This is a genomic window from Eisenibacter elegans DSM 3317 (assembly GCF_000430505.1).
In the GTDB taxonomy this organism is placed as follows: domain Bacteria; phylum Bacteroidota; class Bacteroidia; order Cytophagales; family Microscillaceae; genus Eisenibacter; species Eisenibacter elegans.
Genome location: NZ_AUMD01000012.1, coordinates 203,211 through 218,261, shown reverse-complemented (window position 1 = coordinate 218,261; position 15,051 = coordinate 203,211). Strand labels below are relative to the sequence as shown.

The 15,051-nt window shown below is 47.8% G+C and carries 15 protein-coding genes; 2 read left to right on the top strand and 13 right to left on the bottom strand.

Features of this window, described 5'->3' with window-relative positions; translation table 11 throughout:
• The first annotated feature begins 27 nt into the window (after nucleotides 1–27).
• On the top strand, nucleotides 28–1,083 hold the full coding sequence (locus G499_RS0104550) for a glycosyltransferase (RefSeq protein WP_245576650.1): 1,056 nt from the start codon (nucleotides 28–30) through the stop codon (nucleotides 1,081–1,083).
• Here G499_RS0104550 and G499_RS0104545 read toward each other — a convergent pair.
• The 7 genes from G499_RS0104545 to G499_RS20905 all read right to left on the bottom strand — a co-directional run bounded on the left by G499_RS0104545 (nucleotide 1,050) and on the right by G499_RS20905 (nucleotide 7,817).
• Entirely contained in the window at nucleotides 1,050–2,372 is a 1,323-nt protein-coding gene (locus tag G499_RS0104545; protein ID WP_026998963.1) for a hypothetical protein, read from the bottom strand. The two genes, G499_RS0104550 and G499_RS0104545, sit on opposite strands and share 34 nt — an antisense overlap.
• Nucleotides 2,373–2,378: 6 nt before the next feature.
• Nucleotides 2,379–2,882 (bottom strand): DUF4442 domain-containing protein, encoded by a 504-nt coding sequence (locus tag G499_RS0104540; protein ID WP_026998962.1) that lies wholly within the window; start codon nucleotides 2,880–2,882, stop codon nucleotides 2,379–2,381.
• The gene (locus G499_RS22105; RefSeq protein ID WP_026998961.1) at nucleotides 2,879–3,112 is read right to left on the bottom strand and encodes a hypothetical protein; all 234 of its coding nucleotides are present in this window, start codon (nucleotides 3,110–3,112) and stop codon (nucleotides 2,879–2,881) included. The genes G499_RS0104540 and G499_RS22105 overlap by 4 nt, the downstream gene beginning before the upstream one ends.
• 333 nt (nucleotides 3,113–3,445) lie before the next feature.
• Nucleotides 3,446–4,471, bottom strand: coding sequence for an AAA family ATPase (locus G499_RS0104525; protein WP_161627694.1), 1,026 nt, complete (start codon nucleotides 4,469–4,471; stop codon nucleotides 3,446–3,448).
• 220 nt (nucleotides 4,472–4,691) lie between these two features.
• Nucleotides 4,692–5,201 carry a hypothetical protein gene (locus tag G499_RS0104520; protein WP_026998959.1) on the bottom strand — a complete coding sequence of 170 codons (510 nt, stop codon included), beginning with the start codon at nucleotides 5,199–5,201 and terminating at the stop codon, nucleotides 4,692–4,694.
• A gap of 35 nt (nucleotides 5,202–5,236) precedes the next feature.
• Nucleotides 5,237–5,632 carry a hypothetical protein gene (locus G499_RS0104515; RefSeq protein ID WP_026998958.1) on the bottom strand — a complete coding sequence of 132 codons (396 nt, stop codon included), beginning with the start codon at nucleotides 5,630–5,632 and terminating at the stop codon, nucleotides 5,237–5,239.
• A 37-nt stretch (nucleotides 5,633–5,669) separates the two neighbouring features.
• On the bottom strand, nucleotides 5,670–7,817 hold the full coding sequence (locus tag G499_RS20905; RefSeq protein WP_211231582.1) for a GAF domain-containing protein: 2,148 nt from the start codon (nucleotides 7,815–7,817) through the stop codon (nucleotides 5,670–5,672).
• Nucleotides 7,818–8,244: 427 nt separating this feature from the next.
• Between G499_RS20905 and purB the strand changes: the two genes are divergently transcribed.
• A complete protein-coding gene (gene purB / locus G499_RS0104505; RefSeq protein WP_026998957.1) occupies nucleotides 8,245–9,588 on the top strand; it encodes an adenylosuccinate lyase in 1,344 nt (447 codons plus the stop codon).
• A gap of 204 nt (nucleotides 9,589–9,792) precedes the next feature.
• Here the strand turns inward: purB and G499_RS0104500 are convergent, their stop codons facing one another.
• The 6 genes from G499_RS0104500 to atpE all read right to left on the bottom strand — a co-directional run bounded on the left by G499_RS0104500 (nucleotide 9,793) and on the right by atpE (nucleotide 15,030).
• Entirely contained in the window at nucleotides 9,793–10,698 is a 906-nt protein-coding gene (locus tag G499_RS0104500; RefSeq protein WP_026998956.1) for an OmpA family protein, read from the bottom strand.
• Nucleotides 10,699–10,872: 174 nt separating this feature from the next.
• Entirely contained in the window at nucleotides 10,873–11,766 is an 894-nt protein-coding gene (gene atpG, locus G499_RS0104495; RefSeq protein ID WP_026998955.1) for an ATP synthase F1 subunit gamma, read from the bottom strand.
• Nucleotides 11,767–11,860: 94 nt separating this feature from the next.
• Complete coding sequence (gene atpA, locus G499_RS0104490) at nucleotides 11,861–13,471, bottom strand: F0F1 ATP synthase subunit alpha (protein ID WP_026998954.1); 1,611 nt, start codon at nucleotides 13,469–13,471, stop codon at nucleotides 11,861–11,863.
• Between the two features lie 15 nt (nucleotides 13,472–13,486).
• Nucleotides 13,487–14,026 (bottom strand): ATP synthase F1 subunit delta, encoded by a 540-nt coding sequence (gene atpH / locus G499_RS0104485; RefSeq protein ID WP_026998953.1) that lies wholly within the window; start codon nucleotides 14,024–14,026, stop codon nucleotides 13,487–13,489.
• Nucleotides 14,027–14,056: 30 nt separating this feature from the next.
• The gene (atpF, locus tag G499_RS0104480; RefSeq protein ID WP_026998952.1) at nucleotides 14,057–14,551 is read right to left on the bottom strand and encodes a F0F1 ATP synthase subunit B; all 495 of its coding nucleotides are present in this window, start codon (nucleotides 14,549–14,551) and stop codon (nucleotides 14,057–14,059) included.
• A 224-nt stretch (nucleotides 14,552–14,775) separates the two neighbouring features.
• Nucleotides 14,776–15,030, bottom strand: a complete 255-nt coding sequence (atpE, locus tag G499_RS0104475) for an ATP synthase F0 subunit C (RefSeq protein WP_026998951.1) — start codon at nucleotides 15,028–15,030, stop codon at nucleotides 14,776–14,778.
• Nucleotides 15,031–15,051 lie beyond the last annotated feature (21 nt).

The following is a 15,051-nucleotide window of genomic DNA, read 5'->3' as shown; positions in this document are numbered from 1 at the left end:
AAGGCTCGCCCTCTGAGAGTGTTATTTGTGTTTCCTTATCCCCATAGCACTGCGGCTTCGCAGCGTTTCCGGTTTGAGCAGTATCTGGCACTCCTTACCTCACAAGGGATTGATTATCAGCTGGCTGCTTTTTGGGATGAGGCTACTTGGCGCATCCTCTATCAGCCCGGACATCTGTTCTTAAAACTCTCCGGCTTGGCGAAAGGTTTCCTGCGGCGTTTGTGGCTGCTCCGAGCCGTACACCGTGCCGATAGGGTATTCATCCATCGCGAAGCTACGCCCATAGGGCCGCCTTGGTTTGAAGCCTACACGCGTTACATTGCCCGAAAGCCCATTATCTTTGATTTTGATGATGCCATTTGGCTGCCCAACACTACCCAGAGCAACGCGCTGGCGCGGTGGTTCAAATTTCACCAAAAAACAGCCCTCATCTGCCAATGGGCCACACGCATCAGCGCCGGAAACGATTATTTGGCGGATTATGCCCGCCAATTCAACCCCCAAGTAATTCTCAATCCTACTACACTTGATACCCAACATTGGCACAACCAAGTACAAGACCAAACGACTGACATCGTACGCCTCGGCTGGACGGGCACACACTCTACCCTGCCTTACCTAACCGCCTTGCGCCCCGTGCTCGACCAACTCCACCGCGAGGGCTGCGCTTTTGAGCTGGTAGTCATCGCTGACCGCCCACCTGATTGGCAAGCTCCCTACCTCCGCTTCGTGCCTTGGCAAAAAAACAGTGAAATAGCCGATTTACTCCGTTTCCACATAGGGCTGATGCCCCTGACGGAGGATTCTTGGGCTTTGGGAAAATGTGGCTTCAAAGCCTTGCAGTATATGGCGTTGGGCATCGTAGCCGTGGCCTCTCCGGTAGGGGTCAATAAGCAAATTATTACCCACGAACAAAATGGCTACTTATGCCAACACGATAGCGAGTGGCGCGAAGCCCTACAAAAGCTCTTGCAGCAGCAAGACTTGCGCACACGGCTCGGGCAGGCAGGCCGCCAAACCGTCGTAGACCGCTACTCTGTAGAAAGCAATCAATACAACTTCGTGCGGCTCGTCAGCTCATAACGCACAATATAGAGATAGGCCGCCAAAAAGGGCATAAAGGGGATTTTGTAACGTACCAAGGTGCCAAAATTACTGCTGCCTGTAGCAGTGGCAAAGCCCAACACAATCGAAAAACCCAAACAGAGTATCAAAAATGGTTGTTGGAGCATCAAACTTGGCAACCTACTAAGCTTGCCCGAAAATAAAATCTGCAAAAACAACCAACTTACCAAGGCCGACTCTAAGGCCGAAAGCAGCATCAAAGGATTGCGTACTTCCCACAAAAAAGGCCTGAAAAAAGCAATGATGATGGCCTGTGGTAACAACCGCACAGTGCCACTCAATGTGCCATCCATAGGCCCTAGGGTATATACAGAGCCTCCCTGTGAGCTGGCCACATATTCCAGCCACTCTGCCGATTCTTTGGCCGTAGCGGCGATATTATCGAGCTGATAGCGGCTGTTGTTGGCCGTCAGTCGGTCGACTACAGCCAAACTCAGGGGAACAGAAATAACGATGACAAAGGGCAAGAGCACGGCCCGCAGCGCATAGTTGCGAATACGGGCGCGGTATTGTAAAAATATCCAAAAAATAGCCCCGGGCATAAATGCAATGAGGATATAGATTTTGATGGCTTGGATAATCAAAATACTCAGCAGAATCAGCCCGATATTGAACAATATTTGCCTTCGCAAAACCACTCCAAAGTAAAAACCATAAAAAAGCCAGCCTGTAGCCGCAAAAGTGATGGTGTCTTTCATCAAACCCGAGCCCCAAAACACAACCGAGGGCACAAAAAGAGCCGAAATGGCCATCAGACGCGGCAGGTGTGGATACATCGTCATAAAGGCTTTGTAAAGCGCCCACGAACCACTGAAGCCCATCAAGCCAAAACATAAGGCGTTGATACTGTAGGTATGAAAGCTAAAGGCACTCAAAAACCCTGATACCCTGATGACATGATAAGTGGGCGGGTCTACAAAATGGTAAATCCGCCGGGTATAGTCATAAAGATTGGGGTCATACGTATTGGCCGGCACCGTAATCAAGCCCAGCCACTTGAAAGGCGAGTCAAAAAGAGCGTCCCAGATGTGGTAGCTATCTCGGAAAAATACAAACGTATCGCCGCCGCCATAATAAAACTGATAGATAAGCCCCAACGCCACAGCACCAAGTAAGCGCAGGCGCACTGCGGGCAGAAACTGTTTCCGATACAGCGGCTGTCGGATGCTGTTGCGCCAAGCTTGTAATACAACCACCAAAAAAAGCAGAAATAGCGGCGTGAGTACGAGGTCTTTCAAATCCATCATAGGCGGCTATACACTCCGTACACGGGCAGCTTGTTTTTGTTTGTAAAATACCTTGTCGGCTATATAGACCGTCCGGCTGATTTCGGCACATACCTGCCCTTCTTTGTTGGTTAGCTGTATGGGCAAGGCTACCTCAAACTCTTGGTGTTGGGCTACGGCTGATTTTATCTGCTCTATTTGCGCCTCTGTCAGGACAAAACGCGCCTCTAGCCGCCCCTTGCCGGGTTTGCGAAACCGAATGCTGGCGGCCTTGTCCCACACGACATAGTCTTTACCCAAGATATTGAGGAGCATCAACATATAAAATGGGTCTGTGGCGGCAAACATACTCCCGCCAAAGATAGTACCGACATAGTTGCGGGTACGCCAACCTAGGCTCAGGCTGACACGCACCTCCCGGTAGTCAGCCGCAATATAACGAATGCGCCCGCCGCTGCGGCTGTAGGCATTGGGGATGTAATTCCAAAACCAACGCAAGAGTTTGTGTTTTAGGGGTTCAGAAGTTATCATAGGGCAATGTTACCTCTAGCTTTACTGCAAAACTCGAGAAAATATTTGAAAGATTGCAGGTGATTGGTTTGTTCTGCTCGTGCTTTTAGTTCGTCTAAATAGTACTTTTCTACTACCTCCTGCGGATTTCTCTTGCTATATCGAACTTTAGATTTTTCAAATAAAAGCTCCTCAAAATAACTAGCTTGAAAAACAGCAACCGAACCAGCAAAAGTATCTAGTTTATTCATCAGCTCAGGGTCTGAGGTCTTGGTATTGTAATAAGCCACAAATTTGCGCAGAATGGCCGGTGCTATTTTATCTAGGATTGCCGGAAACCCTGCGCCGCTAAAGACATAGTAGTTATTTTGCGTTACTTCCTCAAAATATTTTACTTTTTGAGTTCAGGTATCCACAAAGACAACCACTTGGGATATACCTTCACCTCTGTACGTTTGCCTTCTACCAAAAAGTAAATATTCATCGCTCTCGTCCTGTTTGGTACTCTTCTAGCTGTACTAGCTGCATAAATGCACTATGTTTGGACTTGCCAATATTAAATTTTTCGAGGCTATGTGACTTGATTACACCCGCATTTCGTGTGATAAGCTTCCAATTCTGATAGCCAATGGCATCCATGATATAGGGGGGTGATGACTTGTTAAAACAAACTGTAAGCTACGTTGAGAAATAAGGATGTCTCTGGTGATTTCATCGATACAGTTGACCCCAAGACTATCTTCAAATCCGTCAACCAAGAACACCGTACCTTCTTCACATAAGTAAAGCTCGCTCAATTGTTTGAGTGTTTTGACCATTCCCCAAGACATTCGGGGCAACGCTATCCATTTATCCACACCGCTTTCTTTGATAGCTATGGAAAAGAAGCTTTTCATCATTTCTACCCTCAGATCGACTACTGTGGGGAATATACTGATAAAGCAATCTTTGATACGCTGAAAGATAGTGTCTTTGGGTGCTTTAGAGGCCAATAATAGCTTGATTGAAGTTTTAAATTTTGAGCTGATAATTTTATCAAGTGTGTTGTGTGAAGCGATAATTTTTGTGAGAACCTCTTGATTATTCACATACATGCCGGCATCTTCAGCAAACCCGAGCTGATTGCTAAAGTGTAACTTCAAAATAATTTTTTGCGCACCCCGAATCTCATCTTCTTCTTTTAGCAAATACAAAACACTCTTATTTTTAGGTAATTTGAAGGCGATTTGCTGCCCTCTAAAAGAGGTACTATCAATATCTCGCCTCACAATATCCACTCCATTGAGCACTAGCCGCTCTGTGATAATCGTATACTTATGTTTATCAGACACTTTATCGTCTTCAAACTCACTAAAGGTTGAGCTTTGTTTATTCTCAAATGCACCCTCCCAAATATATTGTTGTTGTGTTAGGGTTTCAAACTCCAGCCGCCAGGTTATACCATTCACAGCATCTCCCTCTGCGATTTGCTTCAAGGTCATCAAGGCGCGTAAAATTTGCGTTTTACCGACCCCTGATGCGCCTACCAAGAGGGTGAGTTTGTTGAAAGTCAAGGGTTCCAACCGCCACTCTAGTGATTTATCCTCAAATTGAAAGTTGATAATCCTCATATATAGTAATTTCTTCAACCCATCTGGCATTTTCAAAACAAGTTACTACTTTCACGTGAGTTTGTCAACTTCCTTATAAAATTTGGAAAGCTGATTCTCTACAACCTAGACATCAAGTATTTATATGCAGACACCAATCCTTCCCCGTGCATAAGTCTCTTTGTCGGAGTTTTAAGTTTTGTGGGATGAAGGTATCAAAAAAATGGTTTTGGTGAGTATATTAGGCGCTTACCCAAGTAACGTGTAGGTCGTTGGAATATAATAGCGGAATATCGGAGAGCAACAGTGCTTTGGTGTTATCTTGCTGGTTTTCAAATGCTTGGGCGACACCACTCCAAAAGCCGGCGAAGAACGAGGGAGGGTAGTTACGTCTGTTTTTGATGAAAGTTTGGGTATCAATCACTGTTATCTCAAAAAATGCTTTAGGGGCGCCGTGCCATTGCTGGGCAAAGGTACTATTGAGTTGGCGGGCAGTATCAGGCCATTGTTTTTTGAAATACTCAGGGCAGAGGCGTTGGGCAGCAGCTGCGGCAGCCATAAAAATAGCCTCTCCGTTGAGTTTTTGCTCTAGTAAGCTCAGCCCCGAAGCCCATTGCTCATAAGTTAGCGCTTGGAGCGGTATCTGGTTCAGCTCCGGCCACAAATTTTGTACAATAGGCTTGAATTCCTCAAATCCTTCAACAAAAGCGCCTATGAATACGGGCTGTATGAGTAGGTCGTTTGGCAACATGGCAAGTTCGGGCAAATGATAAAAAGGAGCTGTGCTTAGTTTTTTTTAATCCACTCGTGCGCCTCCTCTAAAGAGCTAAAGTTGCGCGTTTTAAAAACCCTTGGGTTGATATGTGGTACAATTTCTTGGAGCGAAATACGTCCAAAAACATCTTTTGGCTCTACAAAATAGAGCTGTTTGCAGCCGGCATCTTTGAGCCGAGGCAGTAGTGCCTCGATTGTCCACTTTAGGGTCTCATCACTCAAGGCACCGAGATTTCTGGCATCAACGAGTAGTGTTGGCGAGCCGGAGTTTGTCAAAGCTTGGAGGGCGTGTTCTAGCGCTTCGCGGTACTCAACACTTATGACATACTTGGACATCCAAGAACATTGCACACAGGCCAAGTCTTGTGGAGTCTGAACAATAAGTGCTTCTGTTTCGTGGTGCTTCATACGAGAATAGGCTAAAATAATACGCGGGCAGTAGAGGTTATAAGCTTTGTTTGAGTTGTGCGATGATACGGTCTTTTTCGGCCACCTCTTGTCGGAGGCGTTCGATGTCTTCGGCCAGCCTCATAGAGACTTTAATCATGGCTGTTTTTTGGCCTTCGAGCAAAATCAGGGCACGGTCTCGTTCGCTTTCTACCATTTGTTTGTTTTCACTTACTTCTACTTCTTTTTCAGCGATTTGTTTGCTGTATTTCTCTTCCCGTTGTCGATAGTTGGCAATGAGGCGCTCTACGGTTTGCTTCTGATTATCCAAGATTTCTTTCACCTTAGAGTTTTCTCCGTTTTGCACTTTCTGCAAGGTTTCTTGCAGTGTTTTGGCGCTATCTTCGTAGTGTCGGATGCGCTCTTCGAGCTGTTTTTTATTTTTCTGTTCCAGTTGGATTTGTTGTTCGAGCTGTTGTACGCGTTGGGCGAGTTCGGCCTTGATTTTGTCAAACTCCTCTACACTGCGCCGCACCTGCTCATCTTTGTCTTGGAGCTGTTGGTGGACATCACTTTGCTGATCTTGCTGTTCGGTCAGTGCTTTTTCAAGGAGGCTTCGTTCCTCTTGTTGGCGTTGTAGCTCTTCGCGCAGCTCAGCTTCGCGGTTGCGCAAATCAACGATGAGCTGCGTTTGCTCATCGAGCTGCTTTTGTAGTTCGGCTTTTTGCTCCTCAATGAGTTGATTTTTGCGCTCTACTTCCTCTTGAGTCGAAACTAGTTCTTCCAAGTTTTGGCGCATTTCTTCTTCTTGCGCACGCATTTGCTCACTCAACTGTACCGATTCAAAGAGTAGCTTTTGGGTACGCACATTGGTTTTTACAGAGGAGAAGGTCGTAGCAATACTTTCGCTAAGTTTCTCCACAAACTCTATTTGATAGGTGTGAAAAGGCTCAAAGGAGGCCAGCTCTACCACTCCATACACTTCATTATTGATTTTGAGCGGCACAATCAGCAGGCTGCTGGGGGTAGCGTCGCCCAAGCCCGAGGTGATACTGATATAGCTTTGAGGTACTTCTCGGATGTAGACAGTCTGCCCTTCTTGGTATACTTCACCCACAAGGCCTTCCCCTTTTTCGATTTTGCGCTCTACAAATTTCTTCTTGCCATAGGCATATGTAGCGACCATTTCGAGATAGGTTTCGGCCTCGTTGTCATCATTGATGATGAATATAGCGCCCTGGTTGGCCTCCAGATACTTTACTAAATTGGCAATGATACGATAGTTGAAGTCATCATCATCAATATCCTTGCGCAAGATGTCGGCAAAGGTCGCCAAGCCTTCCGATACCCAGCTACGCTGGCGGTCTTGCTCGGCCACTACGCTCATTTTGTTACGCATATCGATGAGCGCTGTAGTGAGGCGGTCTTGTTTGACTTCTTGGCCATTTTCGCCGCTGAGCTTGTATTCTATATCCAGCTTCCCCTCACCGATAGCCAGGATAAAGTCCGTTGCTTTTTCGAGGTTTTCAAAAAGGGCGTTGATGGCAATGGCTACCCGCCCTAGCTCGTCATCGGCATCATAGCGGATACGTTGGCGAAAATCGCCGCTGGACACAATCTCATTAATCCGTGAGATTTTGCTGATAGGCCGTACAATGTTGAAGTTGATGTAGGTAAAGCCCAAGGCCAACAACAAGAGGTTGGCCACCAAGATAGCCCACAAAGAGAAGGTACGAGTATCTTGAAAATTTTCGTAATAGGCAATGTAGGCAGCCGTAAGAGCGCGGTCTTGTTCAACCATATTCTCTACATTTTTGAGAATATAGTTGGCCGCATCTTCTACTTGAGGGTTCATCTCGCGGTTTTCGAGCATCAGCGGCTCATTGACAAGGATGTCGGCTTTTTGGCGGTACTTGTACCAAAGCCGCTCCGTAATGTCAATACTAGAACTGACCGCAGCCGGAGCCTTGGAGGTCTTGGGGCTACCCTTGCGCAAGATTACCAGCCCAGCTTCGTGCGCCTCAATGGCTTGGCGAAGAGCTACGCGGCGCTGGTCGTCGCCTTGTTTCATATACTGGGCGTGCAGGGCTATTTCGTAGGCATGAGCTGCGTTTTTGTTCGAAATATCGACCACATACTGTATTTCGTGCAAGGTGCCGTCGTAGTAGTTAATCATCACAAAGTAGTTGATTGTGATGAAAGACATAAACAGCAACAAGGCTACCAATCTATTCCGAATCGTCTGAGAACGTTTTTCTTTGTTCGCCATATCTGCTTCGTGCGGTTAAATCTGCGAGTATCCTACTCCTAGGGGTTAGAGGGGCAGGGCTGTGTTTAATCAGTTCTGATACCCAAAAGGACTTTTATAAGGTTTTTGATGGTAAGCCAACTTACAAAAGACTAGGCTTTGGTGCTCAATTTTGGTAATTTTGCCGTAAGTTAAGATTTTTTAGAACAATACACACTACACACCACCGGCCTTTGGGGTGAAGATACCTCGGAGTGATGGAGCGCTACTGCCTTGGTAAAATTACAAAGCCAAAAACTAAGCCAAATTTGAGCCGAGCTTTGGAGATGTAAGCAAGTATTGTTGTTTTAGTTAAATCAAATATCGCCATTTAAACAAAAATCGGATGCAACTTGACAGCCTTCAGGCCATTTCGCCCATCGATGGGCGCTACCGTACCCAAGTAGAGGCGCTTAGTCCTTTCTTTTCAGAGTACGGGCTGATTCGCTACCGTGTGTGGGTAGAGGTAGAGTACTTCTTGGCTTTGTGCCAAATTCCGCTCCCACCTTTGGCAGACTTCCCCGCCGGCAAAGTGCCGATGTTACGCCAAATATATCAAAATTTTGAGATAAAAGATGCGCTCCGCATCAAAGAAATTGAGGCCACAACCAACCACGATGTCAAAGCCGTAGAGTATTTTATCAAAGAAGCGATGGAGCGCCTTGAGTTGGGGGCTTATAGTGAATGGATTCACTTTGGCCTGACTTCTCAGGACGTAAACAACACGGCCATCCCGATGTCGCTGCGCCACGCCACCGAGCAAGTATACCTGCCCTTGCTTGAGGAGCTGACCCAAAAGCTGGCTACACTGGCGCAGCAGTGGGAGGCAATACCGATGCTGGCACGCACCCACGGCCAACCGGCTTCGCCTACGCGCCTTGGCAAGGAGCTGATGGTATTTGTAGAGCGACTAGAAGAGCAGTTGGGGCTGTTGACACAAATCCCGTTTGCCGGAAAGTTTGGCGGCGCTACCGGAAACTTCAATGCCCATCATGTAGCCTATCCTCATATCGACTGGGTGGGCTTTGCCGAAGGCTTTCTCGCCGAGCAGCTTGGCCTCAAACGCAGCCGCACCACCACCCAAATCGAGCACTACGACCATCTGGCAGCTTATAGCGATGCGCTGAGCCGTATCAATACCATCTTGATTGATCTCTGCCGCGATGTGTGGCAGTATGTGTCGATGAATTATTTCAAACAAAAAATCAAGGCTGGGGAGGTTGGTTCGTCTGCAATGCCGCACAAGGTCAACCCCATCGATTTTGAAAATGCCGAAGGCAACCTCGGTGTAGCCAATGTGCTCTGGCATCATCTTTCGAGTAAGTTGCCCATCTCTCGCCTACAACGCGACCTGACCGACTCCACTGTCTTGCGCAACTTGGGGGTGCCGATGGCACACACCGTACTGGCGATGCGCTCCTGCCTCAAAGGGTTGGGCAAGCTAGAACTGAACCAGACCGCCATTGAGGCCGACTTAGCCCAAAACTGGGCCGTTGTAGCAGAGGCCATTCAGACCATCTTGCGCCGAGAGGGCTTCCCCAACCCCTACGAAACCCTCAAGGCGCTGACGCGTACCCATCAGGCCATTACTCAAGAGACCATCGCCGACTTCATCGACACCCTCGACCTAAATGATGCTCTCAAAGCCGAACTCAAAGCCATCAGCCCCATGAACTATACCGGCGTTTGAAATCATCGACCTAAAGATAGTCCTCTCCACACAAAAGGAAGCTAACGCTTATACCCTACGGGGCTTTTTTGGCAACGTAGGGGCTTTCAAAAGCGGGGGCTTTATCCATAACTATTACAATCTCTTTGCAAACGGGTGATTTATTGGTTGAATAAGCACTTATCTGTTAAGAACTGAGCAGTTGCACAAAAGCCATAGAAAAACTTATCGAATACGGTGTACAAACAACTGCACCATCATTCCCTCGCGGGTGGCTTGTTGTGCTCCGACTTTGAGTCGGTTTTCGTCTATTTTCGCATTTTTCAGTTCACTCCGTATTGCCTCGGCGCGTTGCATCGCTAGGGAGGCGCGGTTGGCTTCATCATTTTTTTGTGAATACCCTACAATTCGCACCTCTACTTGGGGGTAATCTTTTAAGAACTTGATTAAGGCTTTCAGTTCTTTTTGTGCTTGTGGCTCCAAGGTGGTTTTATCGGCCACGAAGCTGAGCGCCTGTCCTAGCGCATCACCCGGTTTGAGGGTTTGTTGTTGATAGGCGATGGTTTTGTCGAGCCTGCGGGTACTGCTTAGCATCTGCATTAGGGTTGCTACTTTTTGTTGGCTTTCGGCATTGCCCGCTACCAAGTCGGCAGAGGCCGTAAAAAAAAGATGTTCTTGGTGTAGCTCGTGGAAGGTATACCAAACCTCTACCCAGGTAAAGGATTGGCCGTCGGCCTCCATTTCGGAAACAAACTCCCAGACCTCAAAATCTTGTCCGTGTTGGTGGAGGCTGCTTTGCGCTGCGCGTTCCTTGATTTTGGCGATGCTATATTGGTATGAGTTGCCATAAGTCTCCCTAATCTGTTTGATGACCTCTTTTTGGATAGCAGTTTGGTCGGCCAGAGTGGCTTGGTCATAGGCATCGACAGTGAGCATAGGGGTTTCGGAAAGGCTCTTAGTAGGGTCTGTGAGATAAAGTCGGTTGGCTTTTACGTCGAGGTCGACCTCCCAGTGTGCGGGAACCTCTAGGGCAAAGCCAAAAGCATCGACCTGCTTGGACTGTGCCTGTGTGGGCATCTGTAGCCCCCAAGCAACGCAAAGCGCCAAAAGCAGTATGATTGTATGTTTCATAAAGATAACGAGGTTTAACTATGGAAAAACAAGAAATCAAACGGTATCTGTAACTAAAAGTTTGGTCAGAACACCGCAACTGTTTTTCCCATCAAAAAAACCTGCAAAGCAGATGCCCTACAGGTTTGTCATGATTGATGATATAGTGTATTGGCTAGGCCAATGCGTTGGTCTTTACTCTGCGTTGAGTGCTTCTGCTCCGCCCACGATTTCCAAGATTTCTTTGGTAATGGCAGCCTGACGGGCACGGTTGTAAATCAACTGTAGCTCCTTAATCAGGGCGGCGGCGTTGTCGGTGGCTTTGTCCATGGCTGTCATCCGTGCGCCATACTCCGAGGCGTTGGAGTCTAATACGGCACGGTAGAGCTGCATCTTCAGGATTTTGGGAATCAACTCTGTGATGATTTCTTCTTGCGAAGGCTCTAGGATATAGTCTACACTACTGTTGTTAGCAACGCCTTCTTCGGGTTGTGTGGGTACTACGGGCAGCATTTGCTCTACCTGCACTACCTGTGTGATGACATTGCGAAACTCTGTGTATACAATCTCGACCTTGTCATATGTACCGGCTACAAAAGCCTTGAGCACATATTCGGCAGCCGTTTTGACAGTGCTAAAGCTGAGCTGTTGTAACACCCCACGGTAATCCTCTACAAGCGGGTAGTCGCGCTTGCGAAAATAATCATACACTTTGTTGCCGATAGGCAAGATGCTCACCTGACCTTGAGCGACTTGGGGGGCATAGGTCTCGTCCAACAGACGGCGGGTAGCCTTGATGATGTTGGAGTTGAACGCACCGCAAAGCCCTCTGTCAGAGGAGATAGCAATAATAAGTACCTTATCGGGGCTGCGCTCTTGGATATATGGGCTAGAGAAGATCTCTTGGTCCATATTCGCTGAGAGATTTTGCAAAATATTTTGCAACATCGCAGCATAGGGGCGCATTTGCGTGATATTGGTCTGTGCTCTACGCAACTTGGCCGCCGCTACCATCTTCATGGCTTTGGTGATTTGTTGGGTAGATTTGACCGAATTTATTCTATTACGAACCTCTTTAAGACTAGGCATAATCGGGCGATTGATTCAAAGGGGTAAAAGAGACAGCATTGCTGCCAAGGGGTAAAAGAGACGGCAGGCGGGCTACCGTCTCCGGGGCAAATGCTTAGGCGTTGAAACGCTTGGCAGTTTCAATAGCTACTTGCTTGAGCGTTTCGATTTCGGCCACTGTTTCGTCGCCTTTGAGGGCTTTCACCACATCTTTGCGGTTGCTACGCAAGGCTTCGAGTACATTTTTATGGCTCAATCGGAGTGTGCTTAGGAACTCAGCTTGACACTCGGCTACTTTTTCTACGGGCACATTATCGAGGAAACCTTTGGTAGAAGCATAAATAATGGCTACTTGCTCTTCTACAGGGAAGGGGGCATATTGGCCTTGCTTCAAGATTTCTTGGTTGCGCTTACCACGCTCGATGGTCAATTTGGTGGCCGCATCGAGGTCAGAGCCAAATTTGGCAAAAGCCTCTAGCTCGCGGAACTGCGCTTGGTCGAGCTTGAGCGTACCGGCAACGGTTTTCATTGTGCCAATTTGCGCCGAGCCACCCACACGCGATACCGAGATACCTACGTTGATTGCAGGGCGGATACCAGAGTTGAAGAGGTTGGTTTCTAGGAATATCTGTCCGTCGGTAATTGAAATTACGTTGGTCGGGATATAGGCCGAAACGTCCCCTGCTTGGGTTTCGATGATGGGCAAAGCAGTCAAAGAACCACCACCTTTCACACGGCCTTGCAACGAAGGCGGGATGTCGTTCATCTGTTGTGCTACTGTATCAGAGGCGTTGATTTTGGCGGCACGCTCCAACAAGCGGCTATGGAGGTAGAACACATCTCCGGGATAGGCTTCGCGTCCAGGGGGGCGGCGCAACAAGAGCGACACTTCGCGGTAAGCAACGGCTTGCTTCGACAAGTCATCATAAATTACCAAGGCAGGGCGACCTGTATCGCGGAAGTATTCACCGATAGCAGCTCCGGTAAAGGGAGCAAAGAACTGCATCGGGGCGGGGTCAGAAGCAGAAGCGGCTACCACTACGGTATAGTCCATAGCGCCTTTTTCTTGCAATACACTGACTACCTGAGCTACGGTAGAAGCTTTTTGGCCTACAGCCACATAGATACAGTATACGGGCTCACCACGGTCGAAGAACTCGCGTTGGTTCAGGATGGTATCTACCGCAACGGCAGTTTTACCGGTTTGGCGGTCACCGATAATCAACTCACGCTGACCACGACCGATAGGAATCATTGCATCGATAGACTTGATACCTGTCTGCAAAGGTTCGTTTACAGGCTGACGGTAGATTACCCCGGGCGCTTTACGCTCGATAGGCATCTCAAAAGTTTCGCCTTGTACGGGTCCTTTACCATCGATAGGCTCGGCAAGGGTATTGACCACACGGCCAATCAAACCTTCACCAGCTTTGATAGAGGCAATGGTATTGGTACGGCGCACGCTGTCGCCTTCTTTGATGCCGGTAGCATCCCCCAAAAGTACCACCCCTACGTTGTCTTCTTCAAGGTTAAGAGCAAGGCCTTGCAAGCCATTGCCGAAAGCTACTAGCTCACCGGCTTGAACTCTGTTGAGGCCGTATACACGCGCCACACCGTCGCCAATTTGCAAGACGGTACCTACTTCTTCAAGTTCTGCTTCGGTTTTGAAGCCTGACAATTGCTCTCGCAAAATGGCCGAAACTTCATCAGGTCTGATTTGCGCCATAGTTATATGAATGTCTTATGATTGAACAAACTGATAAGTGAGTCTTTGCAGACTATTTTTGATAGAAAGGTCGATTTGGGTATTCCCAATCTGAACGATAAGACCTCCAATGAGGTCAGGGTTTTCCTTGGCTGTCAGCACAACACGCTTGCCTAACTCATTGCTGAGCTTGGTTTGGAGGGCTGCAAGGGTGGCTTCATCAAGTGTGGTAGCACTTGTAACGAGCACCTGCTGAATATTTTGCGCAATATCATACAGTTCGGCAAAAGCCTTGCTGATATCAAAGAGTACGTTGGCGCGGTTTTTATCGGCCATCAGCATCAAGAGGTTCAGCGTAAAAGGCTGTACCTTTTCGGCAAACAACTGCTGAAGGACGGCGCGCTTCTTAAACCCACGGATAACGGGGTTTTTCAAGGCCACGCGCAATATTTTGTTCTCCTTACATACGTTGGAGATAAGCTTCATATCCTCGTACACTTGTTCGAGTTGCCCTTTTTCTTGGGCTAAATCAAACAAGGGCTTGGCATATCGGTAAGCGACTCTAGAGATAGGCATAAGAATAAGCAATAGGATGAAACAAGCGCATTAGTTGATTTTGAGGTCATTGACCATTTGCTGAGCCAGCGCTTGTTGGGCGTTTTTGTCAGCCAATTGCTGGCGTAGGAGCTTCTCGGCAATATCTACCGATAGCACGCTGATTTGCGCTTTGATTTCATTGACAGCCTGTTGTTTTTCGCTTTGGATAACACGGCGCGCATCGTCGAGCATTTTAGCCACTTCTTTGGTGGTACGCTCTTTTTCGGCTTCACGCAGCTCATCGGCAGCCTTTTGGGCTGTTTTGAGAATACGGTCGCGCTCGATACGGGCTTCGTCCAAGAGTTTTTCGTTGTCGGCGGTCAGTTTGGCCATCTCTTGGCGCGCCTTTTCGGCAGAAGCCAAAGCTTGTTCGATAGAGGTTTCGCGCTCTTTGAGGGCTTGCATGATAGGTTTCCAAGCCACACGAGAAAGCACAAAAAACACTAACGAGAAAGTCAGAAGTGCCCAGAAGAATAATCCTAAGTCAGGCGTAACTAAGTTCATTGTATAAATGTGTTAGTATGAATAGCAAATGAAATACAAGACAAATGTGGGGCTTGCCCCAAGTGTTAGCTATTATTATCCAATCAAAATTGGTTTGAGAAAAGCCTGTATTGAAAGCCCTTGAACATCAAGAAAATCAACTCCAGCGAACCCTCAAACCCAGTAAATCTTGGGATAGAAAGCGAAGGCGCTTGCCCTAACGACAAGCGGCCTTTCGCCAATGATTAACCTTTGAAGGAAATCAACAAGCACACAACAAGGCCGAAGAGGGCAGCACCTTCAATCAAGGCTGCTGCTACGATCATCGCACCTTGGATGCGGCCAGAGGCTTCAGGTTGACGCGCAATGGCATCCATCGCTTGTCCGCCAATGCGGCCAATGCCTAAGCCAGCAGCTAGTGCAGCAATACCTGCACCAATGGCTGCGCCTGCATATGCAAGGCTTATATCCAACAAAAGGGCTAAAAGAGTAGCTAACATACGTGTATTATTAAGGGTGAA

Excerpts from the sequence above, each read along its gene's own strand:
- atpE (WP_026998951.1), bottom strand. The coding sequence starts at position 15,030 with ATGTTAGCTACTCTTTTAGCCCTTTTGTTGGATATAAGCCTTGCATAT.
- G499_RS0104515 (WP_026998958.1), bottom strand. The coding sequence starts at position 5,632 with ATGAAGCACCACGAAACAGAAGCACTTATTGTTCAGACTCCACAAGAC.
- G499_RS0104500 (WP_026998956.1), bottom strand. The coding sequence starts at position 10,698 with ATGAAACATACAATCATACTGCTTTTGGCGCTTTGCGTTGCTTGGGGG.
- G499_RS0104540 (WP_026998962.1), bottom strand. The coding sequence starts at position 2,882 with ATGATAACTTCTGAACCCCTAAAACACAAACTCTTGCGTTGGTTTTGG.
- G499_RS0104520 (WP_026998959.1), bottom strand. The coding sequence starts at position 5,201 with ATGTTGCCAAACGACCTACTCATACAGCCCGTATTCATAGGCGCTTTT.
- purB (WP_026998957.1), top strand. The coding sequence starts at position 8,245 with ATGCAACTTGACAGCCTTCAGGCCATTTCGCCCATCGATGGGCGCTAC.
- atpH (WP_026998953.1), bottom strand. The coding sequence starts at position 14,026 with ATGCCTATCTCTAGAGTCGCTTACCGATATGCCAAGCCCTTGTTTGAT.
- G499_RS0104525 (WP_161627694.1), bottom strand. The coding sequence starts at position 4,471 with ATGAGGATTATCAACTTTCAATTTGAGGATAAATCACTAGAGTGGCGG.
- atpG (WP_026998955.1), bottom strand. The coding sequence starts at position 11,766 with ATGCCTAGTCTTAAAGAGGTTCGTAATAGAATAAATTCGGTCAAATCT.
- G499_RS20905 (WP_211231582.1), bottom strand. The coding sequence starts at position 7,817 with ATGTCTTTCATCACAATCAACTACTTTGTGATGATTAACTACTACGAC.
- G499_RS22105 (WP_026998961.1), bottom strand. The coding sequence starts at position 3,112 with ATGAATAAACTAGATACTTTTGCTGGTTCGGTTGCTGTTTTTCAAGCT.
- atpF (WP_026998952.1), bottom strand. The coding sequence starts at position 14,551 with ATGAACTTAGTTACGCCTGACTTAGGATTATTCTTCTGGGCACTTCTG.
- G499_RS0104545 (WP_026998963.1), bottom strand. The coding sequence starts at position 2,372 with ATGATGGATTTGAAAGACCTCGTACTCACGCCGCTATTTCTGCTTTTT.
- atpA (WP_026998954.1), bottom strand. The coding sequence starts at position 13,471 with ATGGCGCAAATCAGACCTGATGAAGTTTCGGCCATTTTGCGAGAGCAA.